This is a genomic window from Trueperaceae bacterium, assembly GCA_036381595.1.
Taxonomy (GTDB): Bacteria; Deinococcota; Deinococci; order Deinococcales; family Trueperaceae; genus DASVCN01.
Window position 1 is genome coordinate 73,703 of sequence record DASVCN010000021.1, and the last position, 21,298, is coordinate 95,000.

Here is a 21,298-nt window from a genome sequence, read left to right on the forward strand (position 1 = left end):
TCAGCTCGCCCGGACATCCTCCGGAAGCTCAGAAGCGCCTGAAGATCAGCGCCGCGTTCTGCCCGCCGAAGGCGAAGTTGGTGGAGAGGACGCAATCCACCTTCTGCTCGCGAGCCTCGTTCGGGATGTAGTCGAGGTCGAGTTCGGGGTCGGGATCGATGTAGTTGCGCGTGGGCGGAAGCACCCCGCTCTCGATCGCCTGGATGGAGGCGATCGCCTCGATCCCGCCGGCAGCGCCAAGCGTATGACCAGTCATGGATTTCGTGGAGGAAACGGGCGGCACCGACTTCGAGTCGCCCCAGATCGTCTTGAAGGCGATCGTCTCGTTGAGATCGTTCGCGGGGGTACTGGTGCCGTGGGCGTTGATGTAGCCGATGTCGCTCTTGTCTACGCCGGCCGACTTGAGAGCCCAGCGCATGCAGCGCACGGCGCCTGTGCCTCCCGGCGCGGGCGCCGTGATGTGGTGGGCGTCGCTCGAGGTGGCGTAGCCGGTTATCTCGGCGTAGATCTTGGCGCCGCGTGCCTTGGCATGCTCGAGCTCCTCGAGGATCAGGATTCCCGCTCCCTCGCCCGCGACGAAGCCGTCGCGGGAGGCGGTGAACGGGCGCGAGGCAGTTTCCGGACTCTCGTTCCTCGTCGACAGCGCCTTCATCACCGCGAAACCGCCGATGCCCATGGGAGTAACGCACGCCTCGGCGCCGCCGGTGACCATCATGTCGGCCTCCCCGCGTTGGATGATGCGGAAGGCGTCGCCGATCGATCCGGCGCCGGTGGCACAGGCGGTGACTACCGTACTGGACGGCCCCAGCAGCCCGTAACGCATGGCCACGTGACCGCTCGCCATGTTGGCGATCAGCTTCGGGATGAAGAAGGGACTCATCCGCATCGGGTTCTTCTCGAACCGCGAGCGGGACTCCTGCTCCCACGTTTCGAGCCCGCCGATCCCGCTGCCGATGCAGGTGCCGGTCTGTTCGCCGGCCACGTCTTCCTCGCTCAGACCCGCGTCCTCAAGGGCCAGAGCGGCGCCGACCAGCGCGAGTTGGACGAAACGATCGATGCGCTTCGACTCCTTGCGGTCGACGTATTCGCTGATGTCTACGTCCACCTCGCCGGCGATCCGGACGGTCAGGTCGCTCGCATCGAACCTCGTTATGGGTCCGATGCCGTTGCAGGCCTCGTGCTGAGCCCTTAGAAAGGCCTCCGCGCCGACTCCTATGGGAGTTACGGGCCCGAGGCCGGTTACCACTACTCTCTTCATCTCAGCTTCCCATGCCCGCCGACCCGAGAACCGGTCGGAAGGACGTTACCTTCCAGCCAGAGAAAATACTCCTGTTACTGCTTCTGGCTTATGAATGTTACAGCGTCGCCGACGGTGCGGATGTTTTCCGCCTCCTCGTCGCTGATCTCGATGCCGAACTCGTCCTCGAGTCCCATGATCAGCTCGACGACATCGAGCGAATCGGCGCCCAGATCGTCGACGAACGAGGCCTGCTCGTTCACCTCGCTCGGGTCGCTGTCCAGCTTGTCCGCTACTACTTCCTTGATCTTCTCCAGGATCGCCTGCTCGTCCATTGATTCCTCCTCGTTGCAGTTGGCCGACGCCGTCTCCGGACTGCCCTTACCGCTGACCCGAAAGCCATCAGCATGCGCCGCGACCGCCCCAGTCTAGCAGGGGGCGAGCCGCACGCAATCTACCATCAATGCATCACCATTCCGCCGTCTACGGGCAGGGTCTGGCCGTTGACGTAGGAGGCCTCGTCCGAGGCCAGGAAGGCGACCACCTTGGCCACCTCAGCCGGCGAACCGAAGCGTCCCGCGGGGATGCGCGAGAGGTAGCCGGCGCGGAGCTCCTCTGCGAGTTCGGCGGTCATGTCCGACTCGATGAAACCGGGGGCGACGGCGTTCACGGTGATCCCCTTGCCGGCGTACTCCTGGGCCAGCGCCTTGGTCAACCCGATCAGGCCCGCCTTGGCTGCCACGTAGTTGGCCTGGCCGACGTTGCCCACCATCCCGACGACCGAGGCTACGTTGACTATCCGTCCGTACCCCGCGCGCAGCATGGCCCGAAGGGAGGCCTTGGAGAGGTGGAACGCCGAGCTCAGGTTGGTATCCAGCACCTGCTGCCAATCGTCTGCCTTCATGCGCAGCGCCAGGGTGTCGCGCGTTATCCCGGCGTTGTTCACCAGCACCTCGACCGGCCCCAATTTCTCCGCGACGGCCTTGACGAGGTCGAGGCAAGCCTCCGGGTCGGCTACGTTCGCACCGAATACCTCGGCCTCTCCACCTGCCGACCGGATGGCGTCGGCGACCTCCCGCGCGGGGCCGTCCGAGCGGACGTAGTGGACAGCCACGCGATGACCCCGTGAGCCGAACTCGAGGGCCATCGCGCGGCCCAGACCGCGGCTGGAACCGGTCACGAGGACAGTGCGCTTGCTGTTGGTGCTTTCGGTCATGCGGCCGCCTCCGATGATGGTGTCGAGAAGTTGGTCAAGCCAGCGCTTCGCGCAGCGACGCGGGGTCGGTAACCGCCCGGGCGGTTACCTCCTCGAGGGTGCGGCCTACGAGGCCGGTGAGTACCTTTCCGCTTCCGAACTCGACGAAACGGCGCACGCCAAGGGCGTGCAGCTTCCGGAGGGTGTCGACCCAGCGGACCGGCGACGTCACCTGACGCTCGAGCAGCCCGGCTATCGCCGCCGGATCGTCGTGCAGTTCGGCGGTAACGTTGCTTATCACCCCGAAGGCGGGCTTCTCGAACTCGACACCGCGCAGGTCGTGAGCCAGCCTGTCTGCCGCCGGCTTCATCAGAGAGCAGTGGAAGGGTGCGGAGACCTTCAGCGGTACCACTCGCGCCCGCTGTTCCGCGAGTCGCGACGACGCCGCTTCGACCGCTCGTGCCTCGCCTGAGATGACGGTCTGGCCCGGGGCGTTGAAGTTGGCAACCTCGACCACGCCCTCGGTCTCGCGGCACACCTCGCGGATGAACTCCGTGTCGGCCTTGAGGATGGCGGCCATCGCTCCAGCACCCTCCGCAACCGCCTCCTGCATGTACTCGCCGCGCTTGCGGACGAGCTGCACGGCGTCACCGAGCGGGAGCGACCCGGCCACGACCAGAGCCGTGAACTCGCCCAGGCTGTGACCCGCCCCGAAGCTGGGTTCCTCGCCGCCCGCCTCGTGCCAGGCCGCGTAGGCGGCTACGCCGGCAGCGACGAGCGCCGGCTGCTGGTTGGCGGTCAGTTTGAGTCGCTCCTCGGGGCCGTCCCACATGATCTCCAGGAGTCCCGGCAGAGCCGCTTCGGCTTGGTCGAGGACCGCCTTGGCGGCGCCGCTCGACTCGTAGAGTTCCCGTGCCATGCCCACCGTCTGCGAGTTCTGGCCGGGGAAGAGCGCGGCCAGGTAACCGCCCTCCGAGGGGCTCACGTCGCCACCGGCGAAGCGACGGCCTCTTCCTCCTCGGCGGTCGCGGCAGTAGCTCGCGCCATACCGGCGGCGCCGTTGTACCAGGTGATCACGCTCGCGCCCCAGGTGAGTCCGGCCCCGAACGAGACGAGGAGGAGGTTGTCGCCGTCTGATATGCGCCCCCCGTCGAGGGCGTGCTTGATGGCCAGGGGGATCGAAGCGGTCGAGTTGTTGCCATACTCGTCAACGGTCACCACCACCCGGTCCTCTTCGAGCGCAAGCCTCTCGCGGGCGGCCTCGATGATGCGAAGGTTCGCCTGGTGCGGGACGAACAGGCTGATGTCATCGCTCGCCACCCCGGCCAGCTCGAGTGCCTCCACCGTGGCCGTGTTCATCACCCGCACGGCGAACTTGAAGACCTCGCGGCCGTTCATCTTCAGCTTGTCGGTGAGCGGCTCGCCCCCCGGCAGGCAGCGGCCAACAGAACGCATGTGGAGGTGGGGGGCGCCGGATCCGTCCGCACCGAGCGTCATCGACTTGATCCCGTAAGGTGCGGGAACCTCCTCGATGATCGCCGCGCCTGCGCCGTCGCCGAAGAGCACGGCCGTCGACCGGTCGTCCCAGTCGACGAGCTTGGTGAGCGCCTCGGCCCCGATCGCCAGCACCTTCCGGCACTGGCCCGATTCGACGTAGGCCTTGCCTACCGAAACGGCGTAGAGCCAGCCGGTGCAGGCGGCGAGCAGGTCGAAGGCGCCGGCCTTGAGGCCGAAGCGGTTCTGGACGAGGGCGGCGGTGGCGGGGAAGAGGGCATCAGGGGTATTCGTCGCGACGATCACCATGTCGACGCCGCCGAGTGCCACAGGTCCGTGCCGCGCTACCAGGTCCTCGACGGCCCTGATCGCCAGATCGCTGGTGAACTCGTCGTCGGCCGCTACGTGCCGGCGCCGGATCCCCGTTCGGGTGCGGATCCACTCATCGGTGGTATCCATGAAGGCTTCGAGGTCCTGGTTGGTCAGTACCTTCGGCGGTGCGTATGCACCTAAGGCGGTGATGCCGGCACGCGGCCCGGTTTCTCTCACTTGTCGGCTGCAGCCCTCTGCCTAGGCCTCCGGGAGGACCTGACGGTCCTTGTAGTAGCCGCACTCGGGGCACACGACGTGGCTCGGCTTCATGCTCTTGCACTGCGGGCACTCGACCAGGGTGGGGGCAGTGAGGGCGTGGTGGCTGCGCCTCTTGTCGCGCCGGGCGGCAGAGGTGCGCTTCTTGGGTACGGGGTGCTTGGCCATCTGGTACTACTCCTTTGGCTCGACGTCGAAATCCTCGAGGGACGCGAACGGCGACGGTGATCTGCTGACGGGCTGCTCCTGTGCGTACCGCTCGGCGAGAGGCTCGCACGGGACGCCTTCCGGATGCTCGACGGCGAGTGGAAGGTCGACGGTGAAGATCTCGGTGATCATCTCGGCGAAGTCGACCTCCGGCCGTCCGAACATGAGCACCTCGTCCTCCTCATCATCGAATACCATCTCCAGCTCCGGTTTGGCTGGACGATATTTCATCGGGTAGAGGAAGTTCGAGCGAGACTCCACCCGAACCGCCTCGAGGCAGCGCCGGCACGGCAGCATCGCTTCGCCCGACACCTCGCCCTGAACGATGAAGTCGTCCCCACCGGTACTGCGGACACTGATGCTGTACTCGAGTGGTTCCTCGAAACTGACCTCGTCCGAATGCCAATCGGCGCTGGGCATGAATTCACCCTCGCCCTCGACCTCCCCTCCGGTGGAGAGGTCGTGAGTGAGCAGACTGGAAAGGTTGAGTATGGCCGTGTGGTCGACAGACCCCGTTGCGGCCTCGTTCCGAGACGACATCCCTTGAGAGTATAGGTAGGGCCTGGGGGTCTGTCAAGGCGAAGGAATACCGATTGGCATCGCGATTTTCGCCCATCGGGGAGCGCCTGCGGCCCGTGCCCTCACTCTTCGGCCCCGGCACCTGGCGGCAGCCTCGGGATGCGGAGTAGAGCCGGCGCCGGGCTGTATACTCGCTCCGCCGTGCCCACCTCTGATTTCGAACTGATCCCCGCCGTCGACATCCAACAGGGGAGGGCGGTCCGCCTCTTCGAAGGCGACCCGGAACGCGAGACCGTCTACTTCGACGACCCGCTCGAAGCGGCCCGTCACTGGGCCGGCCTGGGCGCAGCCTGGCTCCACCTCGTCGACCTCGACGCGGCTCTTGGCAGAGGGGACAACGGCGAAACGATCCGGCGGATAGCCAGCGACGTAGGCGCCAGGATCGAACTGGGCGGAGGCATCCGCACGCTGGCCAGCGCCCTCGGATGGCTCGAGCACGTCGACCGCGTGATCCTCGGCACCGCCGCTCAACGGGAGCCCGAACTGGTCGCCGAACTGGTCGAGCGGGCCGGGGCTCAGAGGGTCGCGGTGTCGATAGACGCACGCGGAACCCAGGTGGCCGTCAGGGGGTGGGCCGAGACGACCGAGACGCACGCCGGCGAACTGGCCAGGCAGATGAGCGCGCTCGGAGTCCGGCACCTAATATATACCGACGTGTCACGGGACGGGACCATGCAAGGCGTCGACCCTGAGCCGGTCCGGATGATGAGGTCTGCCTTCCCTCACACTCTGGTTGCCGGCGGCGGCGTAGCCGGTGACGCTGACCTCGACCTGTACGAGGACCTCGGGCTGGATGGGGCGATCGTGGGGCGGGCCCTCTACGAGGGGAGGATCAGCTATCCCAGAACTGCCTGAGGTCGAAACCGTCCGTCGTGAGCTCGAGCCGTGGCTGACGGGCAGGACGATCCTCCGAGTCGAACTCGTCGAGGCGGTTCCCGGGCCTAAGTACGCCCGACTGGAACGGGCGACCGGACAGCGGATAGTGCGAGTAGGAAGGCGGGGCAAGTTCATCATCATGCCCCTGTCGCGGGCCGGGGCCGCCCCGGCAGAGGAGCTCGTCGTGCACCTCGGGATGACCGGAGTGATCAGCCACTGCCCTCCCGCCGACCACCTGCGGGTGCGTCTCGAACTGGACCAGGGGCCCATGCCCACCCTCTACTTCCGCGACGTGCGGCGCTTCGGAAGGTTCCTCGTCGTTCCCGCCGGCGACTACCGGTTGCTGCCGACCCTCGATGCGATGGGACCCGAGCCTCTCTCGGACGAGTTCACGGCCCGCGGGTTCCACCAGGCCCTGCTGCGATCGTCGGTGCCGGTGAAGACCTACCTGCTCTCGCAGAAGCCGGTGGCGGGAGTGGGCAACATCTACGCCGACGAGGCGCTCTGGCTCGCCCGGGTCCATCCCGAGACACCGGCCCAGCTCGTCTCGAGGGCCAAGGCCCAGGAGCTGCACGAGGCGATCAGAACCGTTCTCGAAGCGAGCGTCGCGGCCCAGGGGACCACCCTCAACGACTACCGGACGGTCAACGGCGAGGTCGGTGCCTTTCTCGAGCAGCTGGCCGTCTACGGGCACGCCGAGGAACCGTGCAGGCGCTGCGGCACCCCGATCTCGAGGACCGTGATCGGCGGCCGCTCGACCCACTTCTGCTCCCGCTGCCAGAGGCGGCGGCGCCGGAAATAACGGATAAGGCGCCGGTTATCCTTCGGGAATGAGCGTAAGGACGATCCATATCACTCCGGTCGAGGTGCGCTTCGGAGACACGGACATGTTCGGCCACGTGAACAACGCCGCCTTCGCCACCTACATCGAGTCTGCCAGGCTGGCTTTCTTCCGCGACCGGCTCGGCGCGACCCTGGAGCGGCCGGGCGGAGAGGCCGGCGGCATCATCCTCGCCCGCATGGCCATCGACTTCCGTCGCCAACTGCTCTACGGGGCGAGTGCTCAGGTGACGACCGAAGTGGCGCGCATCGGTCGCACCTCGATGACCCTCGAGCAGGAAGTCCTCTCCGACGGACAGGTCGTCGCTCAGGCGGAGACGGTGATAGTCGCGTTCGACTACCAGCGGCAGAAGCCGGTGGAGATCCCCGCTGCGGTGCGATCGGCACTCGGTTTCGACTGAGTGTCCTCGCGAGCCAGGCAAGAGAACGCCGCCCGGGCGACCGGGCGGCTCGATCGTCGCAGGGTCTGCAGGCTAGGGAGCGACCACGAACCAGACGTCCCCGACCTCGTGGCCCGTGGCGTCACCGGGGTTGTGGTCCCGGATCCAGTAGTAGAGCGGTTCACCGTTGTAGGTGACCTGCATCCCCGTGCCGTCGCTTCGCTCGATCAATCCCAGTTCACCGCTGACCCCTTCACCGCCCATGGGAGTGAGGCCGGCGGCCGTGTCGAAGCCTCCGACGAGCGGCGGCCAGTTGGTGGCGCAGCCGCCCGAACAGTTGCTCACGTCCTGCTCGTCGCGCGCGAAGGTGTACAGGGTCATCCCGGTGGGGCCCACCAGGATCTCGCCCAGTTCAGGGTGCTGCGTCACCTGGACCACCGGGTTCAGGTTGGCCACCCACCAGACGCCGCCGACCGCCTGGCCGGTCGTATCGCCTACGTTCTGATCACGGATCCAGTAGTAGAGGGGCCAGCCGTTGTAGGTGACCTGGCGTGAACCGTCGTTCCGCTCGGTGACGCCGAACTCGCCCGGGATCGCGAGCGGAGCGACTACCGGATCGCCTTCGCCTGCGAGCAGCGGCGGCCAGTTGATGGCGCACTGCTCGTAGCAGTTGCTCTGCCCTGGGGCGTCGTTGCTGAAGACGTACAACGTCATCCCGTTGGGCCCGGTCAGGAAGTGACCGAGGGTTGGGTCGAAGCGGATCTGCACCGCCGGGTCGGCCGCTTGGGCGAGGGCGTTGCAGGTGAGCAGGGAGACGAGGGCGATGGCGCCCACTCTTAGGAAATGCTTCATCCGACACCTCCACCTCTAGATATGCAGGTGAGGCGAGTGTGGATTCAGCTACAGTTCGGGCAGTTCGGCGCGGCCGAGCGGATGGGTCGGCAGCGGGCTCCCCCCGCGCGGTTCCAGGCTCACCTCCACCGACTCGAACCCGCTGGTGTCGGTTTCGAAGATCGGGCGCCGGAAGGTCCCCAACGAGACCGTCTCGCCGTCGCTGTGCCCCCACGCCTGGTAGCTCTTGCCGCGCCCCGGTCCGTCGTCGAGGATGAAGAGAGTGCGGCCGTCGGGCAGCACGAGCACGCTGCCGAAGCCTCCCGAGGGGTAGATCCCGAGGCTCACCCTGGTCACGTCCTCCCGGGACAGCCAGCGAGCCACGGTACGGGCTTCGAGGTCGGCCTGAGCCGCTCCCTGGAGGACCTGGAAGCCCCAGAAACCGAGGGCGGCCAGGACGACGAGCGACGCAGCAAGACCCCAGGCGATCCTCTGCCCCAGATGCGACTTCTGGCGGCGCACGCGGTCCACTATTCCGTTCCAGGCACCAGCCGGCGCCGCTACCGGCGGAAGGCCCTCCACCAGCTCGACGAATCCCTCGCGCACGTCGCGTATCTCCGCTCGGCAGGCGGGACAGGTCCGCAGGTGCTCCTCGAGTCGGACCGCGTCGGCATCCGGCAACGCTCCTCGGGCGTAGTCGGTGAGGAGTTCCCGAGGCCGGCTCACCGGACCACCCCAGCTGTCACGAGGATCCTCACGACTCCCCCATGATGCCGCGCAACTTCAGGAGCGCGCGTCGGATCCTGCTCTTGAGCGTGCCCAACGGCAGGCCTGTACGTTCGGCGAGCTCGCTGTGACTGAAGCCGTCGAAGAAGGTCGCTTCCAGGAGCCTCACCTCATCGCTCTCGAGGCGTGAGAGCGCCCCGTTGAGCGCGACGGCGGCCGCGCCGTCGGATGGTTGCGTCACCGCCTCCCGCTCCTCGATCGGTTGCGTCACCGGCCGGCTCTTGCGGCTGCGTAACTTCATCCGCGCCTGATTGCGGGCGATGGTGTAGGCGTAGGCGCGTACCGAACCGAGCGACGGGTCGAAGCGGCGAGCGCTGCGGTAGAGATTGACGAAGCTGTCCTGCAAAACCTCTTCGGCGTCCTCCCGGTTCCCCACCATGTGGAGCGCCAGGGAGAAGACGTTGCCGCTCAGCCGCTCGTAGAGACGACCAAGAGCGCTCTCGTCCCCCTCGGCGAGGCGGAGCATCAGCTCGGACTCGGTGTCCATCTAGCTAGATTCCAGCACATCCGAGCGTCCGGCGTCGCGCTCTCCCCTACACGGAAGTAGACTGTGAGCGCATGGCGGATATCCGCGACGCTCACCCCCCTGCCACCGCTGAACAGCCTTTAGCGCCCGAAGTCAGGCGCACGATGCGAGCCTCATTCGTCGAGGGCTCGGTCATGCAGGTCTTCCTCAACTGGACGTCGGGAAGCGTGCTCATCGGCTACATGCTGCACCTCGGCGCATCCCCTACGCACCTGGGCCTCGTGGCTAGCGTCCCGCTGCTCGCGCAGGCGATGGCCCCCCTCGCCGCCTGGCTGGCGGCCGTGCTGGGGCGCCGCAGGCTGCTGGTCGTGCTCAACGCCATCTTCGCCCGCGGCCTCTGGATACTCGCCGCCGTGCTCCCCGCGTTAGGGCTCCCCGCCGGCGCCGAACCCACCTTCATGGTCCTGCTCGTGCTCGTGTCGAGCGTCTTCCAGGCGGCCAACAGCACGCTCTGGGCCTCCTGGATGAGCGATGTGGTGCCTGACAACGTCAGGGGGCGCTTCTTCGGGGCTCGTACGGGCGTAGTGGGTGTCGTGGGCATGCTCGCCAACCTTGGCGCCGGCTGGTTCCTCGACCACGCCGCCGCGCCCATCGGCTTCCAGGTAGTGCTGGCCGTCGGAGTCGTGTGCTCCTTCCTTAGCGTGGGGCTCTACCTCATCCACTTCGACCCGCCCTCCGTCAGAGAGCGCGTGAGCCTTCTCGCGGTCGTGAGGACACCCCTGAGGGACGAGAACTTCCGCCGCTTCCTCTCGTTCGCGGTCTACTGGCAGTTCGCGGTCTTCCTCTCTGCCCCTTTCGTCTTCCCCTACTACCTCGACGAACTGCAGCTGACCTTCACGCAGATAGCGATCTGGAGCGCCATAGCGGCCTCCACCGCCTTGGGTACGACCATCGTCTGGGGCCGGATAGCCGACCAGGTAGGGAACAAGTCGGTGCTGGCCATAGGCACCTTCATCGCCGGCACCGCCCTCCAGGTCTGCTGGATCCTGGCCGGCGTCACCGGGCGCACCTACTTCATCTGGATCAGCGCGGTGTTCGACGCGATCGCATGGGGCGCCATCGGACCCGCGATCTTCAATCTCGCGATCACCAGCGCCCCGAGGGGTCAGCGCACCAGCTACTTCGCCATGTACGCGCTCTGCAGCGGTGGGGCCGGATTCGTCGGCGGCGTCCTTTCGGGGCCGCTGCTCCTCCTGATGCAACCCCTCGCCGGCGCCACCCTTTTCGACATCCCCCTCTCCCCCTACTACGGCCTCTTCGCCCTCTCGGGCCTGGCCCGCTCGCAGGCGTGGCGGTTGCTCAGACGGGTCCGGGAGAGCAACTCCTGGCGCACCCGCGACCTGCTCCGGCAGATGCGCCACGGTTGGCGGATGGCGGGATTCTTCTGGCGGGCATGAGGTAGCATCTGGGCAGAACCGGTGCACCCTCGCCGGCCGAAAAGAAGGACTCGAGTGTACGATCACCTGGACGTCATCGACATCCACACACACTTCCCGATCGAGAACACGATGGGGCTGGAGCGCTCAAGGGCCTCTCATCCCCTGCTGGCGAAGTACGCCAGCGAGCGGGGCGAGCGGATGCGGAGCGAGTGGGACACCGCCCCCGCCGAACCGCTGGCGAAGACCGACGACGAGGTGGACGCCGCGCTCGAGCGCTGGGCCGGCGAGGTGGACCGTTACGGACTACGGCTGGTCAACTTCGTGAGCGGCGGGGGAAACGACCGGCTGGCGGGTCTGGTGGAGAAGTATCCGAGCAGGTTCAGCGGGTTCGCTCACCACCCGTTGCGTCCCGGCGCCGCGGAAGAACTGAGGCGCGCCGTCGACGAACTGGGTCTGAGGGGCTACAAGCTGCTCGGTCCGGCGACCGAGTACCCGTTCGAGGATCCGCAGTTGCGCGGCGTATGGGAGTTCTGCGCTGAACGGTCACTGCCCGTGCTCATCCACTTCGGCTTCCTGGGCAGAGGCGGCGGGGTCGTGCAGCACCCTCGGATGAGCCCCCTCTCGCTCTTCGAAGTTGCCCGCGACTTCCCCGAGATCCCCTTCATCATCCCCCACTTCGGCGCCGGCTACTGGCAGGAACTCCTGGCCCTCTGCTGGAGCCTCCCGAACATCAACGTCGACACCTCCGGGTCCAACCAGTGGATCCGCTGGATGCCGTACGAGCTCACCCTCGAGGACCTCTTCGCCAAGGCGTACCAGACGATCGGACCGGAACGGGTGCTCTTCGGGAGCGACTCGAGCTACTTCCCGCGCGGCTTCTCGCAGCGTTACCTCCAGGATCAGTTGCGGGTCTGCTACCACCTCAACTTCCCCGAGGAGGAGGTCAGGTTGATCTTCGGCGGCAACGCCGCCAGGCTTCTGGGGCTGGACCCGTAGTGGACCGGGCAGCGCGAGCTGTAGGGGGCGAGAAGTGAGTGCCGGCGAGAGGTGGCACCAGGCGTACCGGGACAACGTCCTCATGCCCGACTACCGCTTCGCCACCCAGCACCTGGCGCACTACTTCCTGGACGCCATGACCGCCCACGCCCGCACCGTCGCAAGGCTCGACGTGTCGCTGGTCACCGATCACCGGGAGGAACTGGAACGGCTCGAAGCGGCGCTCCTCGAACTCCGCGAGTTCCCGCTGCCGCCCTACGCGCCGGAGGTGCCCGACCTCTACTTCGCGTTCAATCGCGCCCTGGAGGAGAGGCTTGGAGAGGCGCCGGTGTCGTTCCTGCGGATGGGGCTCTCCCGCAACGACCTCGACATGACCGTCTACAAGATGCGGACGCGTGAACTGCTCCTCACCATCATGGAGCACGTGCTGGCGCTTCGCCGCGCGGTCTTGCGGCAGGCCGAGTCGAACCTGGAGACCGTCTTCGTCGCCCAGACGCATCACCAACCGGGGCAGCCGTCGACTATCGGTCACTACCTGGGCGCCGTCGGGGAGGCGCTGGGCCGGGAGGCGCAGCGGCTGCGCCAGGCGTACGGCCGCCTCAACACCTGTCCGCTTGGTGCGGCAGCGCTGGCCGGCTCGAGCTTCACGCTCGACCGCGAGTACACCGCCGGCCTGCTCGGCTTCGACGGGGCGGTGCGAAGCACGTACGACGCCGTCGCTTCCAGCGACTGGCAGGTAGAGTTCGCCACCGCGCTGCAGAGCCTCTCGCTCACCCTTTCGCGCTTCGTCTGCGACCTGCTCGAGTGGGCGTCGTTCGGTATCTTCCTGCTCCCCGATTCGCTGGTGCAGGGCTCGTCGATAATGCCGCAGAAGCGCAACCCCGTCTCGCTCGAGCACGCCCGCACCCGCTTCTCGCGCACCCTGGGCAGCGCCCAGATGGTGCTCTACTCCAGCCACAACATCCCCTTCACCGACCTGAACGACTTCGGTCCCGACATCCAGGGTGCGCTGGTGACGATGTTCCTCCAGTGCGACGGCGGGATCGGCCTGCTGAGCGCCTGCGTGGCGGAGGGGGAGTTCGCGCGTGACCGGCTGGCGCGGCTCGTCGGGGAGACCGACACCACCGCCACGGAGCTGGCCGACGTGCTCACCCGCGACTTCGGTCTGAGCTTCCAGGAAGCCCACAGGATCACGGGCCGCCTGGTCGTCGAACTCCCCCGCAAGGGTCAGTCGCTGGCGAGCGCCTCCCCCGACGACCTCGTCGAAGCGGGCGGTCCCCGACTCGAACCGGCCCAGCTCGAGGCCGCCGTAGATCCGAAGACCTTCATCGCCCGTCGCTGCGGGCTGGGAGGGCCCGCCCCTCGAGCGGTCGCGCGATTGCTGAACTACACCGCCGAGGAGCTGGAAGAAAGCTCCGAATTCATCGAGAGCATACGTACCAGGCTGCGATCGGTCCGCCACGACCTGAGCAGCCGAAGGGAGCAGTAGAAGATGATCCAGTTCCTTCGTTCCCTACTCGCCACCGCAGCTCTGCTGGTGATGGCCGCTGCCTTCGCGCAGCCGGTCGAGATCGTCTACTGGCAGTACGACTACGCCACCCGCATCGACGCGATGGATCAGCTCATCGAGCGCTTCGAGGCCGAGAACCCCGATATCACAGTGCGTCAGGAGACCTTCCCCTACGACGCCTACCAGCAGCAGGTGGCCGCTTCTCTGCCCGCTGGACAGGGACCCGATGTGATCCAGCTCTTCTACGGCTGGCTCCCCACCTGGCAGCGCGCCGGTTACGTCGAACCGTTGCCCGAGCAGTACTTCGACACCGCGGAGCTCGACGAGGTGTTCGTTCCGATGGCCCAGGCCGGCAAGATAAACGGCCAGTACTACGGCCTCCCCACGGCGGTCCGTTCCCTGGCGCTCTTCTACAACGCCGACATGCTGCGGGAAGCCGGCTACGAAGAACCGCCGGCGACCTGGGATGAGTTCATCGAGATCGCCAAGGCGCTCACCGAGAAGCGCGGTCCGCGCTTCACCCGGGTGGGCTACGGCTTCGCTCCGACCGGTCAGGACCACCACCTGGTGCGTGAGGTACTGACCCGCCAGTTCGGCACTCCTCCCTACAATGAGGACCTGACCGAGGTGCTCTACGACAGTCCCGAGGGTCTGGCGGCCTTCGAGTTCTATACCTCCTGGGCGACCGAGCATGAGATCGGCGTGACCAGCTTCGTGCCGGGCACCGACGGCTACCGGAACGGCTTCATCCAGCTCGAGAACATCGCCATGATCATCGACGGATCGTTCGCCATCGGCTCGGTGGAGAACGGCGCCCAGTTCGACTGGCGGGTGGCCGAGCTGCCGGTCCTGGAAGAGGGCGGGGTGAAGGCTAATTTCGGCTCCTACTGGATGAACGGACTCACGCCGAATGCGTTCGAAGACGAGCGCACCCTGGAAGCTGCAGCCAAGTTCCTCGACTTCGTGACCCAGCCGGAGTCGATGGAGCTGTGGCTCGAGGTCGTGGGCGAGCTGCCGGCGCGCCAGGCGATGGTCGACGACAGCGAGCTGGCCAGCGATCCGGTCTACGGTCCGTTCATCCGCTCGCTCGCCTACGCGACCGCTACCCGCTTCGTCGACGAGACCGCCCAGCGTGACCTGATGGTGCGCGCCATGGACCGTGTAATCCTCGAAGGGGTCGATCCGGCCGTGGCCTGGGAAGAGGCCGCTCAGGCCGACCAGGCTCTCCTCGATCAGTTCAGCCGCTAGGGGGCCGGGACGAAGGTAGCGACTTGAGTACCGCACTGGACAGGGAGCGGCGGCGTCACCGCCGCTCCCGACTCTCCTTGGGACAACGGGAGTTAATCTGGGCCTACGTCTTCCTGGCGGTTCCGCTGGTGTTCTTCCTGGGCATCCGCATCTGGCCGGCGCTCCAGTCGTTCCAGCTTTCGCTCTTCACCTGGCACGTCGATCCGGCCCAGCGGGAGTACATCGGATTCGACTACTACCGGGAGCTGCTGAGCGAGTCGCGCTTCCACCGCGCACTGCTCAACACGCTCCTCTATACCGTCATCATCGTGCCGGTCCAACTGGCGCTGGGGCTGGCGATCGCACTGCTGCTGCAGTCGGTCGACCGCTTCCGCCCCTTCTTCCGCGCCGTCTACTTCTCCCCCTACATGACTCCGGCGGCGGCCGTCGCCTGGGTCTGGGGCTGGATGTACTCGGTGAACTTCGGCATCATCAATACCTTCCTCATCGAGTGGAGCATCTTCTGGGAGAACCTCGGCCTTCCCTGGCTGGCGATCCCTCCCCAGCCGTTCCTCACCGACCCTTCGCAGGCACTGCCATCGGTCGCGGCCGTCGTTATCTGGCAGCACCTGGGCTTCCAGGTCGTTATCTTCCTCGCGGGGCTGCAGGGTATCCCCCGCACCTTCTACGAAGCGGCACGCATCGACGGCGCCGGAGCGTGGGCCCTCTTCCGTCACATCACGCTGCCGCTGCTCAACCCGGTGATGGTGTTCTCGATCGTCATCTCCTCGATAGCCTCGCTGCAGCTCTTCGATCAGGTCGTGAACATCAACTTCACCAACCAGGGCGGTCCCCTCGACAGCACCCTGACGATCGCTCTCTATATGTACCAGGAGGCGTTCGGCCGCTTCCGCATGGGCTACGCGGCGGCCGTCACCGTCGTCCTCTTCCTGCTGATCCTGGTGGTCACCGTCGTGCAGCTGCGGCTCGCCTCGCGCAAGGTCGAGTACTGATGGCGGCTCCGACCCTCCGGTCGAGCCGCTCGGCAGCGGCGTCGGGGAGCCGGACGAGGACGCCCCGAGTGGGCACTATCCTCTCCTACGCCCTCCTGCTGCTGGGCAGCGTGATCATGTTCTTCCCGTTCCTCTGGATGATCCTGTCGTCGTTCAAGGAGCTGCGGGAGATCTTCCAGCTCACCCTCTTCCCGACGAGTTGGAGCCTCGACAACTACCGGGAGGTGCTCACCGGCACGGAATTCCCGCGCTGGTTCCTCAACAGCCTGATCGTCGCCGGCCTGACGACGCTCTCGGTCCTCTTCTTCTGTGCCCTGGTGGGCTATACCCTCACCCGCTTGCGTTTTCCCGGCCGTAACGCGATATTCCTCCTCATCCTCTCGACGCTGATGATCCCTACCGAGATGCTGGTAATCCCCTGGTTCGTGATGTCGTCGCAGTTCGGCTGGGTTAACAGCTACTGGGGGCTGCTCTTCCCGGGGCTGATACCGGCGTTCGGGGTGTTCCTCATGCGCCAGTTCTTCACCACGCTGCCGCGCGACCTGTTCGACGCCGGGCGGGTGGACGGGGTGAGCGAGTTCGGCCTCTTCTGGCGGATCGGCCTGCCGTTGGTGCGCCCGGGCCTCGCGGCCCTGGGGATCTTCACCTTCATCGGCAACTGGAACGCCTTCCTCTGGCCTCTGATCATCGCCCGTTCGCCCGATATGCGCACCGTCCCGGTGGGGATGGCGTTCTTCTCGAACGAGGCGGGTACTGCGTGGCACCTGATCATGGCCGCCTCCGCGCTGGCGATAGTCCCTATCCTGCTGGTGTTCTTCATCTTCCAGCGGCAGATCATCGAAGGCGTGGTGCTCACCGGCACCAAAGGGTAGGGTGCCGCCGCGGGATCGCGACGGGAGAGCCGAACGTCTTCCTGATGGGCCGAGAACGCTGACTCGGGCACCGACTAGCGAAGCTGCCTCAGCCGTTGCCGACCGTCATCGATCGGCCGGTTGGAAGAGCTCGACCACGTTCCCGGCCGGGTCTTCCACCAGGATCTGCTGACCGCCCGGACCTACGACGATCTCGTTCCGGAAGGTGACGCCGGCGGCGCGAAGGCGTTCCACCTCGGCAGCGATGTCGTGGACGGTCAGGTTGATGCGGTTCCACCCGCCAGGCTTCGGTACCGTCCCGTCCGGCATCGGTCGCCCGCCCGAACTGGCTGGACCGCTCAGCAGCAGGCGGAGATTACCGCGCACGACGTCGGCGAACGCGGGGGCGGCGCTCATCCTCAGTGTGAAACCCAGATGCCTGGTATAGAAGTCGACTGCCGCATCGACGTCGTCCACCATGTAGCGGACGTTCACGAGTCGCGAAAGGTCATCGGTCATCTCCCTCTCCTCTCCGTCACCGCGGTGACGATCAGATCACGAACCGCGCCTGCCCGGCGCCCGCTTCACTCCGTGCCATCGGAGACAGGGACGAGCCCCACTTCGGTGGCGAGGTGGGTCATCCTCACGTCGTGTTCTTCGGCCGGCAACCGCGGTACTACCAGCGCCGAGGTGGTGACGCCGATCCGCGGCGCGTCTTCAGCCAGGGTCGCCAGCAGCCGGTCGTAGTAGCCCATACCGAAGCCCAGCCTGTTACCCGACGTGTCGAAGGCGAGGCCGGGCACCAGGACGAGGTCTATCCGTTCGCCGGGAACCGGAGGAGCCAGTGGCGAGGGCTGGAGGAAGCCGAAGCGGTGACGCTCCAGGTCGCGCGGGTCGAGTCGGTGCAGGGTAAGGCCAGGGAGATCGCCTGCCGCCGGACTTTCGGCGGTCCGTGTCGTGTAGAAGGTCTTCTCGGGAGCGTCCAACAGAGGAGCCAGGTCCGGCTCGCCGCCGAAGGCAAGGTAGGTGAGGATGTGGCGAGCCTGCGCGAAGAGGGGGGACCGCAGGAGTCCCTCGGCTATGGCGCGTCCCGACGCCAGCGGGTCGACCGATGCACGCTGCGCCCTGGCCCAGCTGCGCCACTCCTCCTTGCGCGCCTGTGCTGGGGGGCGTTGTAGATCGGGCGCCGACCGGGTCACTCGTCCATGCTAAGGCACCGGCGCGAAGTCGCCCGCGCGCCGGTGCCGGTCAGGAACGAGGCTCAGTACAGGTCGTCGATGATCCCGGTCGGGCCCTCGTACTTCCGCTCCTTGAGCTGTTGCAGCATGCGGATGATGTCGTCCGGCGCGTTCTGTCCCTTGGCGTGCTCGATCACCTTCTCCTTGTCGGCGGGGTAATCCATGCCCCCGAGGAACTTCTGGACCTGGGTGGGGTTGGGCCTGTTCTGCTCGTTCGCCACGGTTCTCCTCCTATGACTCAAAGAGTTGTCCCGGGCGGTCGACCGGTCAGTAGCGGCGAACCTGTTCTGCCTCGCGCCTGAGCGAGGGGCGCCTTCCGATAATCTGAGGCATGGCCAAGACGCAGAGGACCGTCGTTCATCGGCTCGCAGGCAAGCGGTTCGTGGGGATCGACCCCGATGGTCTGAGGGTGATGATCGACGGCGAGGAAGAGGCACGCACCGGCATGCGGCCCATGCAGCTGGTGCTCAACGCCGTGGGTGCGTGCGCCGCCATCGACATCGTCGAGATGATCCGCAAGCGGCGCCTGGAACTCCGCTCCTACAGGATCGAGCTCGAAGGGGAGCGGGCCGACGGAACGCCCTCCTACTACACCCGCATCAGAGCCCGGCACATCTTCGACGCGCCCGGGCTAGAGCGGTCGATGGCCGAACGGTTCGTAGACCTGGGGATGAACAAGTACTGCTCGGTGGCCTCGTCGCTGAAGGCGCAGATGGAGTACGAGGTGGTGCTGGAGCACGAGGATGCGGAGGTAGGAGCGAAGTAGGCGAAGGCCCGAACGTGGTGTGGCCGCTGGTCCCATGGGGTACTCAGCGCCGAGGCTGTTGCCGAGAGGGGGGCAGATGAGCGACTACCGTTCACCCGGCCAGACACCGCTACCCGATCCGACAGAGATGCCCGAACCGCGGACACCGCCGCTCGACGATGCCGAGGACGAGGGGCCCGCTGGCGTCCCCGAGCGTCCCGAGCGGCCGGACGACGAGAACACGAAGCTGCCCGACGATCCGGGCCGGGGCCAGAAACGTCGCGAGCACGGGCGAGGCACTCCCAACGAGGACCAGCCCGGACGTCAGGACCGGAGCACGGAGCGGGGTGGGGACGAACAGGGCTGAGCAGTAGGCTGTCCCGGTCCATCGGGCGGCCCGGCTGCTGACCGAACGGTTCTGTTCAGGCCTCCAGCGGTCCTGGGACGGTGATCGTCGTCGCGAACGCCTCGCCAGCCTGCCCGGCCGCGAAACCGGTCTGCACCCCCATCAGGTAGCCGAGCTTGAGCATGAAGAGGATCGTTTCGGCGTCTCCCGCGGCGATCCTCCCCTGCACGTACTCCTCCGTGCCTTCAGGCAGATCCACCGACGCGATCTCCTCGCCGTGGTTCTGTCGCATCTCACGCAAGAACGCTTCGATCATCTCGTCGTTCATCGGTCGTTCCTCGTTTCGGTAGTGAGAGTTGCCGAGGACTCCTCGAGCTGCTCCTCCAGCCAGGCCACTATCGCCTCGGCACTGCCCAGGTTGGTGGCGAGCGGTACGTCGTGAACGTCGCAGATCCGCAGGAGCGCGGAGACGTCCGGCTCGTGGGGTTGCGACGTGAGCGGGTCGCGGAAGAAGATCACGGCCAGCACCCGCCCGTCGGCGATCCGCGCCCCCACCTGGAGGTCCCCTCCCTGGGGGCCGGACTGTAGTCGCTCGACCGGCAGCCGCGCCTTCTCGCTCAACACCTTCCCGGTAGTGCTGGTCGCGATCAGTGGGAATCGGCCGAGGATGTCGGCATGGTCCTTGGCGAAGATGGCGAGATCCAGCTTCTTCTTATCATGGGCGATGAGAGCAACTGACTTTGTCGACTCGACGGTCCCGGCCTCCATGGACTCAAGTCTTGCACGTTCGGCGAAGAGGTGCAGTTTCGGCCGCCTTAGCGGGCGGTTTTCTCCCTGCAGGGGGCGGTTCTACTCAGCTTGACACCTCTTCCGCCATGGGTATACACTTGCTTTTGCCGCTCGCAAGAGGGGCGTGTACGTTGACAGGTGGCGAGCCAAGTAATTGGCAACAAGGCATTGCGCGATTTCTCGTGCTGGACGCCTTCTGGTGTTCGGTGTGGGGTTGCGCAGGTCGAGTAGTTTCTCGTGTCGCATTGTTTTTTGACTGGTCCCTTTCTTTTCGGGGTTGGGGCTGGTTTTGTTTTGGTTAAGTTGTTAAGGGCGCATGGTGGATGCCTTGGCAGTCGAACCGATGAAGGACGTGGCTACCTGCGATAAGCCTCGGGGAGTTGGAAGCAAGCTGTGATCCGGGGGTGTCCGAATGGGGGAACCCACGCGTGTGAACCGCGCGTACCCTGCACTGAATTCATAGGTGTTGGGAGGGAACCCAGGGAATTGAAACATCTTAGTACCTGGAGGAAGAGAAAGAAACCTCGATTCCCGTAGTAGTGGCGAACGAACTGGGAGTAGCCTAAACCTGCACTCTTGTGGTGTGGGGGTTGTAGGGCCAACCGTTTGGGGCCTGTGCTCGTCTAGTCGAAAACACTTGGAATGGTGTTACCGGAGTGGGTGATAGTCCCGTAGGCGAAAGGCGAGTGTGGTCTTGGTTGGTTCCTGAGTAGCGCGAGCCACGTGGAATCTCGCGTGAATCTGCGGGGACCACCCCGTAAGGCTAAATATTCCGACTGACCGATAGTGTACCAGTACCGTGAGGGAAAGGTGAAAAGCACCCCGTGAGGGGAGTGAAATAGTTCCTGAAACCGTGCGCTTACAAGCAGTCACAGCCCCATGGGTCTTCGGGCCTGGGGTGGTGGCGTGCCTCTTGAAGCATGATCCTGCGACTTATTGGGTGCATCGAGTCTAAGCCGTGAGGTGGAGGCGTAGCGAAAGCGAGTCCTAACTGGGCGACTGAGGTGCGCTTAGTAGACCCGAAACCGGATGAGCTAGCCATGGCCAGGTTGAAGCTCCCGTAACAGGGAGTGGAGGACCGAACCCGTTGAGGTTTAAAACTCTTGGGATGAGCTGTGGTTAGGAGTGAAAAGCTAACCGAATCCGGAGATAGCTGGTTCTCCCCGAAATAGCTTTAGGGCTAGCCTCGGGGGTTTACCACTGGTTGTAAAGCACTGATTGGGCTAGGGGGCTTACCAGCTTACCAAACCCTGTCAAACTCTGAAGGCCAGTGGGTTATACCCCGGGAGTCAGTCTGTGGGAGCTAACTTTCATGGACGAGAGGGAAACAACCCAGACCGCCGGTTAAGGTCCTTAAGTGGTGACTGAGTGGTGAAGGATGTGAAGACGCACTGACAGCTAGGAGGTTGGCTTAGAAGCAGCCATTCCTTTAAAGAGTGCGTAATAGCTCACTAGTCGAGCGTCTTCGCGCCGAAGATGATCGGGGCTAAGTTACCCACCGAAACCGCGGCTTGGCACCCTATGGGTGTCAGGGGTAGGGGAGCGTTCCGTAGGCCGTTGAAGCCATACCGTAAGGAGTGGTGGAGGTATCGGAAGTGCGAATGCAGGAATGAGTAACGATAAGAAGGGTGAGAATCCCTTCCGCCGAAAGCCTAAGGGTTCCTG

At 65.7% G+C, this 21,298-nt stretch carries 26 protein-coding genes and 1 rRNA gene (1 of these 27 only partly in view); 12 read left to right on the forward strand and 15 right to left on the reverse strand.

Features of this window, described 5'->3' with window-relative positions:
- Window positions 1–28 precede the first annotated feature (28 nt).
- From fabF to VF168_06300, 7 genes are all read right to left on the reverse strand, one after another.
- Entirely contained in the window at window positions 29–1,258 is a 1,230-nt protein-coding gene (fabF, locus tag VF168_06270; protein HEX7003773.1) for a beta-ketoacyl-ACP synthase II, read from the reverse strand.
- A 74-nt stretch (window positions 1,259–1,332) separates the two neighbouring features.
- Entirely contained in the window at window positions 1,333–1,572 is a 240-nt protein-coding gene (acpP, locus tag VF168_06275) for an acyl carrier protein (GenBank protein HEX7003774.1), read from the reverse strand.
- A 125-nt stretch (window positions 1,573–1,697) separates the two neighbouring features.
- On the reverse strand, window positions 1,698–2,453 hold the full coding sequence (gene fabG / locus VF168_06280; protein HEX7003775.1) for a 3-oxoacyl-[acyl-carrier-protein] reductase: 756 nt from the start codon (window positions 2,451–2,453) through the stop codon (window positions 1,698–1,700).
- Between the two features lie 34 nt (window positions 2,454–2,487).
- Window positions 2,488–3,417, reverse strand: a complete 930-nt coding sequence (gene fabD / locus VF168_06285) for an ACP S-malonyltransferase (protein HEX7003776.1) — start codon at window positions 3,415–3,417, stop codon at window positions 2,488–2,490.
- Window positions 3,414–4,475 carry a beta-ketoacyl-ACP synthase III gene (locus tag VF168_06290; protein HEX7003777.1) on the reverse strand — a complete coding sequence of 354 codons (1,062 nt, stop codon included), beginning with the start codon at window positions 4,473–4,475 and terminating at the stop codon, window positions 3,414–3,416. The genes fabD and VF168_06290 overlap by 4 nt, the downstream gene beginning before the upstream one ends.
- 21 nt (window positions 4,476–4,496) lie before the next feature.
- Window positions 4,497–4,682, reverse strand: coding sequence for a 50S ribosomal protein L32 (gene rpmF / locus VF168_06295; GenBank protein HEX7003778.1), 186 nt, complete (start codon window positions 4,680–4,682; stop codon window positions 4,497–4,499).
- Between the two features lie 6 nt (window positions 4,683–4,688).
- Complete coding sequence (locus VF168_06300; GenBank protein ID HEX7003779.1) at window positions 4,689–5,261, reverse strand: YceD family protein; 573 nt, start codon at window positions 5,259–5,261, stop codon at window positions 4,689–4,691.
- A gap of 180 nt (window positions 5,262–5,441) precedes the next feature.
- Between VF168_06300 and hisA the strand changes: the two genes are divergently transcribed.
- From hisA to VF168_06315, 3 genes are read left to right on the forward strand one after another with little or no spacing between them, the layout of a single operon-like run.
- Window positions 5,442–6,155 carry a 1-(5-phosphoribosyl)-5-[(5-phosphoribosylamino)methylideneamino]imidazole-4-carboxamide isomerase gene (gene hisA, locus VF168_06305; protein HEX7003780.1) on the forward strand — a complete coding sequence of 238 codons (714 nt, stop codon included), beginning with the start codon at window positions 5,442–5,444 and terminating at the stop codon, window positions 6,153–6,155.
- Window positions 6,094–6,978, forward strand: a complete 885-nt coding sequence (mutM, locus tag VF168_06310) for a bifunctional DNA-formamidopyrimidine glycosylase/DNA-(apurinic or apyrimidinic site) lyase (GenBank protein HEX7003781.1) — start codon at window positions 6,094–6,096, stop codon at window positions 6,976–6,978. The genes hisA and mutM overlap by 62 nt, the downstream gene beginning before the upstream one ends.
- A gap of 28 nt (window positions 6,979–7,006) precedes the next feature.
- Window positions 7,007–7,417 (forward strand): thioesterase family protein, encoded by a 411-nt coding sequence (locus VF168_06315; GenBank protein HEX7003782.1) that lies wholly within the window; start codon window positions 7,007–7,009, stop codon window positions 7,415–7,417.
- Window positions 7,418–7,489: 72 nt separating this feature from the next.
- Here the strand turns inward: VF168_06315 and VF168_06320 are convergent, their stop codons facing one another.
- From VF168_06320 to VF168_06330, 3 genes are read right to left on the reverse strand one after another with little or no spacing between them, the layout of a single operon-like run.
- Window positions 7,490–8,248, reverse strand: coding sequence for a hypothetical protein (locus VF168_06320; GenBank protein ID HEX7003783.1), 759 nt, complete (start codon window positions 8,246–8,248; stop codon window positions 7,490–7,492).
- Between the two features lie 48 nt (window positions 8,249–8,296).
- Complete coding sequence (locus VF168_06325) at window positions 8,297–8,953, reverse strand: anti-sigma factor (protein HEX7003784.1); 657 nt, start codon at window positions 8,951–8,953, stop codon at window positions 8,297–8,299.
- Between the two features lie 28 nt (window positions 8,954–8,981).
- Complete coding sequence (locus VF168_06330) at window positions 8,982–9,500, reverse strand: sigma-70 family RNA polymerase sigma factor (GenBank protein ID HEX7003785.1); 519 nt, start codon at window positions 9,498–9,500, stop codon at window positions 8,982–8,984.
- A gap of 71 nt (window positions 9,501–9,571) precedes the next feature.
- Here VF168_06330 and VF168_06335 point away from each other — a divergent pair, with 71 nt between their 5' ends.
- Genes VF168_06335 through VF168_06360 form a run of 6 tightly spaced genes read left to right on the forward strand, consistent with a single transcriptional unit; the run spans window position 9,572 to window position 16,536 of the window.
- A complete protein-coding gene (locus tag VF168_06335; protein HEX7003786.1) occupies window positions 9,572–10,936 on the forward strand; it encodes an MFS transporter in 1,365 nt (454 codons plus the stop codon).
- Window positions 10,937–10,990: 54 nt separating this feature from the next.
- The gene (locus VF168_06340) at window positions 10,991–11,914 is read left to right on the forward strand and encodes an amidohydrolase family protein (GenBank protein ID HEX7003787.1); all 924 of its coding nucleotides are present in this window, start codon (window positions 10,991–10,993) and stop codon (window positions 11,912–11,914) included.
- 34 nt (window positions 11,915–11,948) lie between these two features.
- The gene (locus VF168_06345; GenBank protein HEX7003788.1) at window positions 11,949–13,403 is read left to right on the forward strand and encodes an argininosuccinate lyase; all 1,455 of its coding nucleotides are present in this window, start codon (window positions 11,949–11,951) and stop codon (window positions 13,401–13,403) included.
- Window positions 13,404–13,406: 3 nt separating this feature from the next.
- Window positions 13,407–14,672, forward strand: coding sequence for an extracellular solute-binding protein (locus VF168_06350; GenBank protein HEX7003789.1), 1,266 nt, complete (start codon window positions 13,407–13,409; stop codon window positions 14,670–14,672).
- A gap of 23 nt (window positions 14,673–14,695) precedes the next feature.
- On the forward strand, window positions 14,696–15,664 hold the full coding sequence (locus VF168_06355) for a sugar ABC transporter permease (protein HEX7003790.1): 969 nt from the start codon (window positions 14,696–14,698) through the stop codon (window positions 15,662–15,664).
- Window positions 15,664–16,536: a carbohydrate ABC transporter permease gene (locus VF168_06360; GenBank protein HEX7003791.1), complete on the forward strand. Its 873-nt coding sequence runs from the start codon at window positions 15,664–15,666 to the stop codon at window positions 16,534–16,536. Before VF168_06355 ends, VF168_06360 begins: the two co-directional genes overlap by 1 nt.
- A 105-nt stretch (window positions 16,537–16,641) precedes the next feature.
- Here VF168_06360 and VF168_06365 read toward each other — a convergent pair whose 3' ends face one another.
- From VF168_06365 to VF168_06375, 3 genes are all read right to left on the reverse strand, one after another.
- Entirely contained in the window at window positions 16,642–17,034 is a 393-nt protein-coding gene (locus tag VF168_06365) for a VOC family protein (GenBank protein HEX7003792.1), read from the reverse strand.
- Between the two features lie 65 nt (window positions 17,035–17,099).
- Window positions 17,100–17,714, reverse strand: coding sequence for a 5-formyltetrahydrofolate cyclo-ligase (locus VF168_06370; GenBank protein HEX7003793.1), 615 nt, complete (start codon window positions 17,712–17,714; stop codon window positions 17,100–17,102).
- Window positions 17,715–17,776: 62 nt separating this feature from the next.
- Window positions 17,777–17,974 (reverse strand): DUF2795 domain-containing protein, encoded by a 198-nt coding sequence (locus VF168_06375; GenBank protein HEX7003794.1) that lies wholly within the window; start codon window positions 17,972–17,974, stop codon window positions 17,777–17,779.
- A 110-nt stretch (window positions 17,975–18,084) separates the two neighbouring features.
- On the opposite strand from VF168_06375, the gene VF168_06380 reads away from it, so the two are divergent.
- Window positions 18,085–18,519, forward strand: a complete 435-nt coding sequence (locus tag VF168_06380) for an OsmC family protein (protein ID HEX7003795.1) — start codon at window positions 18,085–18,087, stop codon at window positions 18,517–18,519.
- A 76-nt stretch (window positions 18,520–18,595) separates the two neighbouring features.
- Window positions 18,596–18,865: a hypothetical protein gene (locus VF168_06385; GenBank protein ID HEX7003796.1), complete on the forward strand. Its 270-nt coding sequence runs from the start codon at window positions 18,596–18,598 to the stop codon at window positions 18,863–18,865.
- A gap of 55 nt (window positions 18,866–18,920) precedes the next feature.
- Here VF168_06385 and VF168_06390 read toward each other — a convergent pair whose 3' ends face one another.
- Together VF168_06390 and VF168_06395 are read right to left on the reverse strand one after the other, a co-directional pair.
- The gene (locus tag VF168_06390; protein HEX7003797.1) at window positions 18,921–19,172 is read right to left on the reverse strand and encodes a hypothetical protein; all 252 of its coding nucleotides are present in this window, start codon (window positions 19,170–19,172) and stop codon (window positions 18,921–18,923) included.
- The gene (locus VF168_06395; protein ID HEX7003798.1) at window positions 19,169–19,612 is read right to left on the reverse strand and encodes a methylglyoxal synthase; all 444 of its coding nucleotides are present in this window, start codon (window positions 19,610–19,612) and stop codon (window positions 19,169–19,171) included. Before VF168_06395 ends, VF168_06390 begins: the two co-directional genes overlap by 4 nt.
- Window positions 19,613–19,929: 317 nt before the next feature.
- On the opposite strand from VF168_06395, the gene VF168_06400 reads away from it, so the two are divergent.
- Window positions 19,930–21,298 (forward strand): 23S ribosomal RNA (locus VF168_06400) (its annotated part continues 1,355 nt past the right edge of the window); the annotation flags it as partial.

What these genes read in the sequence shown, in the direction of transcription:
- VF168_06390 (HEX7003797.1), bottom strand. Translation starts at nt 19,172, where the DNA reads ATGAACGACGAGATGATCGAAGCGTTCTTGCGTGAGATGCGACAGAAC.
- VF168_06320 (HEX7003783.1), bottom strand. Translation starts at nt 8,248, where the DNA reads ATGAAGCATTTCCTAAGAGTGGGCGCCATCGCCCTCGTCTCCCTGCTC.
- VF168_06365 (HEX7003792.1), bottom strand. Translation starts at nt 17,034, where the DNA reads ATGACCGATGACCTTTCGCGACTCGTGAACGTCCGCTACATGGTGGAC.
- fabG (HEX7003775.1), bottom strand. Translation starts at nt 2,453, where the DNA reads ATGACCGAAAGCACCAACAGCAAGCGCACTGTCCTCGTGACCGGTTCC.
- VF168_06330 (HEX7003785.1), bottom strand. Translation starts at nt 9,500, where the DNA reads ATGGACACCGAGTCCGAGCTGATGCTCCGCCTCGCCGAGGGGGACGAG.
- fabF (HEX7003773.1), bottom strand. Translation starts at nt 1,258, where the DNA reads ATGAAGAGAGTAGTGGTAACCGGCCTCGGGCCCGTAACTCCCATAGGA.
- VF168_06335 (HEX7003786.1), top strand. Translation starts at nt 9,572, where the DNA reads ATGGCGGATATCCGCGACGCTCACCCCCCTGCCACCGCTGAACAGCCT.
- VF168_06350 (HEX7003789.1), top strand. Translation starts at nt 13,407, where the DNA reads ATGATCCAGTTCCTTCGTTCCCTACTCGCCACCGCAGCTCTGCTGGTG.
- mutM (HEX7003781.1), top strand. Translation starts at nt 6,094, where the DNA reads ATGGGGCGATCGTGGGGCGGGCCCTCTACGAGGGGAGGATCAGCTATC.
- acpP (HEX7003774.1), bottom strand. Translation starts at nt 1,572, where the DNA reads ATGGACGAGCAGGCGATCCTGGAGAAGATCAAGGAAGTAGTAGCGGAC.
- VF168_06300 (HEX7003779.1), bottom strand. Translation starts at nt 5,261, where the DNA reads ATGTCGTCTCGGAACGAGGCCGCAACGGGGTCTGTCGACCACACGGCC.
- VF168_06360 (HEX7003791.1), top strand. Translation starts at nt 15,664, where the DNA reads ATGGCGGCTCCGACCCTCCGGTCGAGCCGCTCGGCAGCGGCGTCGGGG.
- VF168_06395 (HEX7003798.1), bottom strand. Translation starts at nt 19,612, where the DNA reads ATGGAGGCCGGGACCGTCGAGTCGACAAAGTCAGTTGCTCTCATCGCC.
- rpmF (HEX7003778.1), bottom strand. Translation starts at nt 4,682, where the DNA reads ATGGCCAAGCACCCCGTACCCAAGAAGCGCACCTCTGCCGCCCGGCGC.
- VF168_06385 (HEX7003796.1), top strand. Translation starts at nt 18,596, where the DNA reads ATGAGCGACTACCGTTCACCCGGCCAGACACCGCTACCCGATCCGACA.
- VF168_06315 (HEX7003782.1), top strand. Translation starts at nt 7,007, where the DNA reads ATGAGCGTAAGGACGATCCATATCACTCCGGTCGAGGTGCGCTTCGGA.
- VF168_06380 (HEX7003795.1), top strand. Translation starts at nt 18,085, where the DNA reads ATGGCCAAGACGCAGAGGACCGTCGTTCATCGGCTCGCAGGCAAGCGG.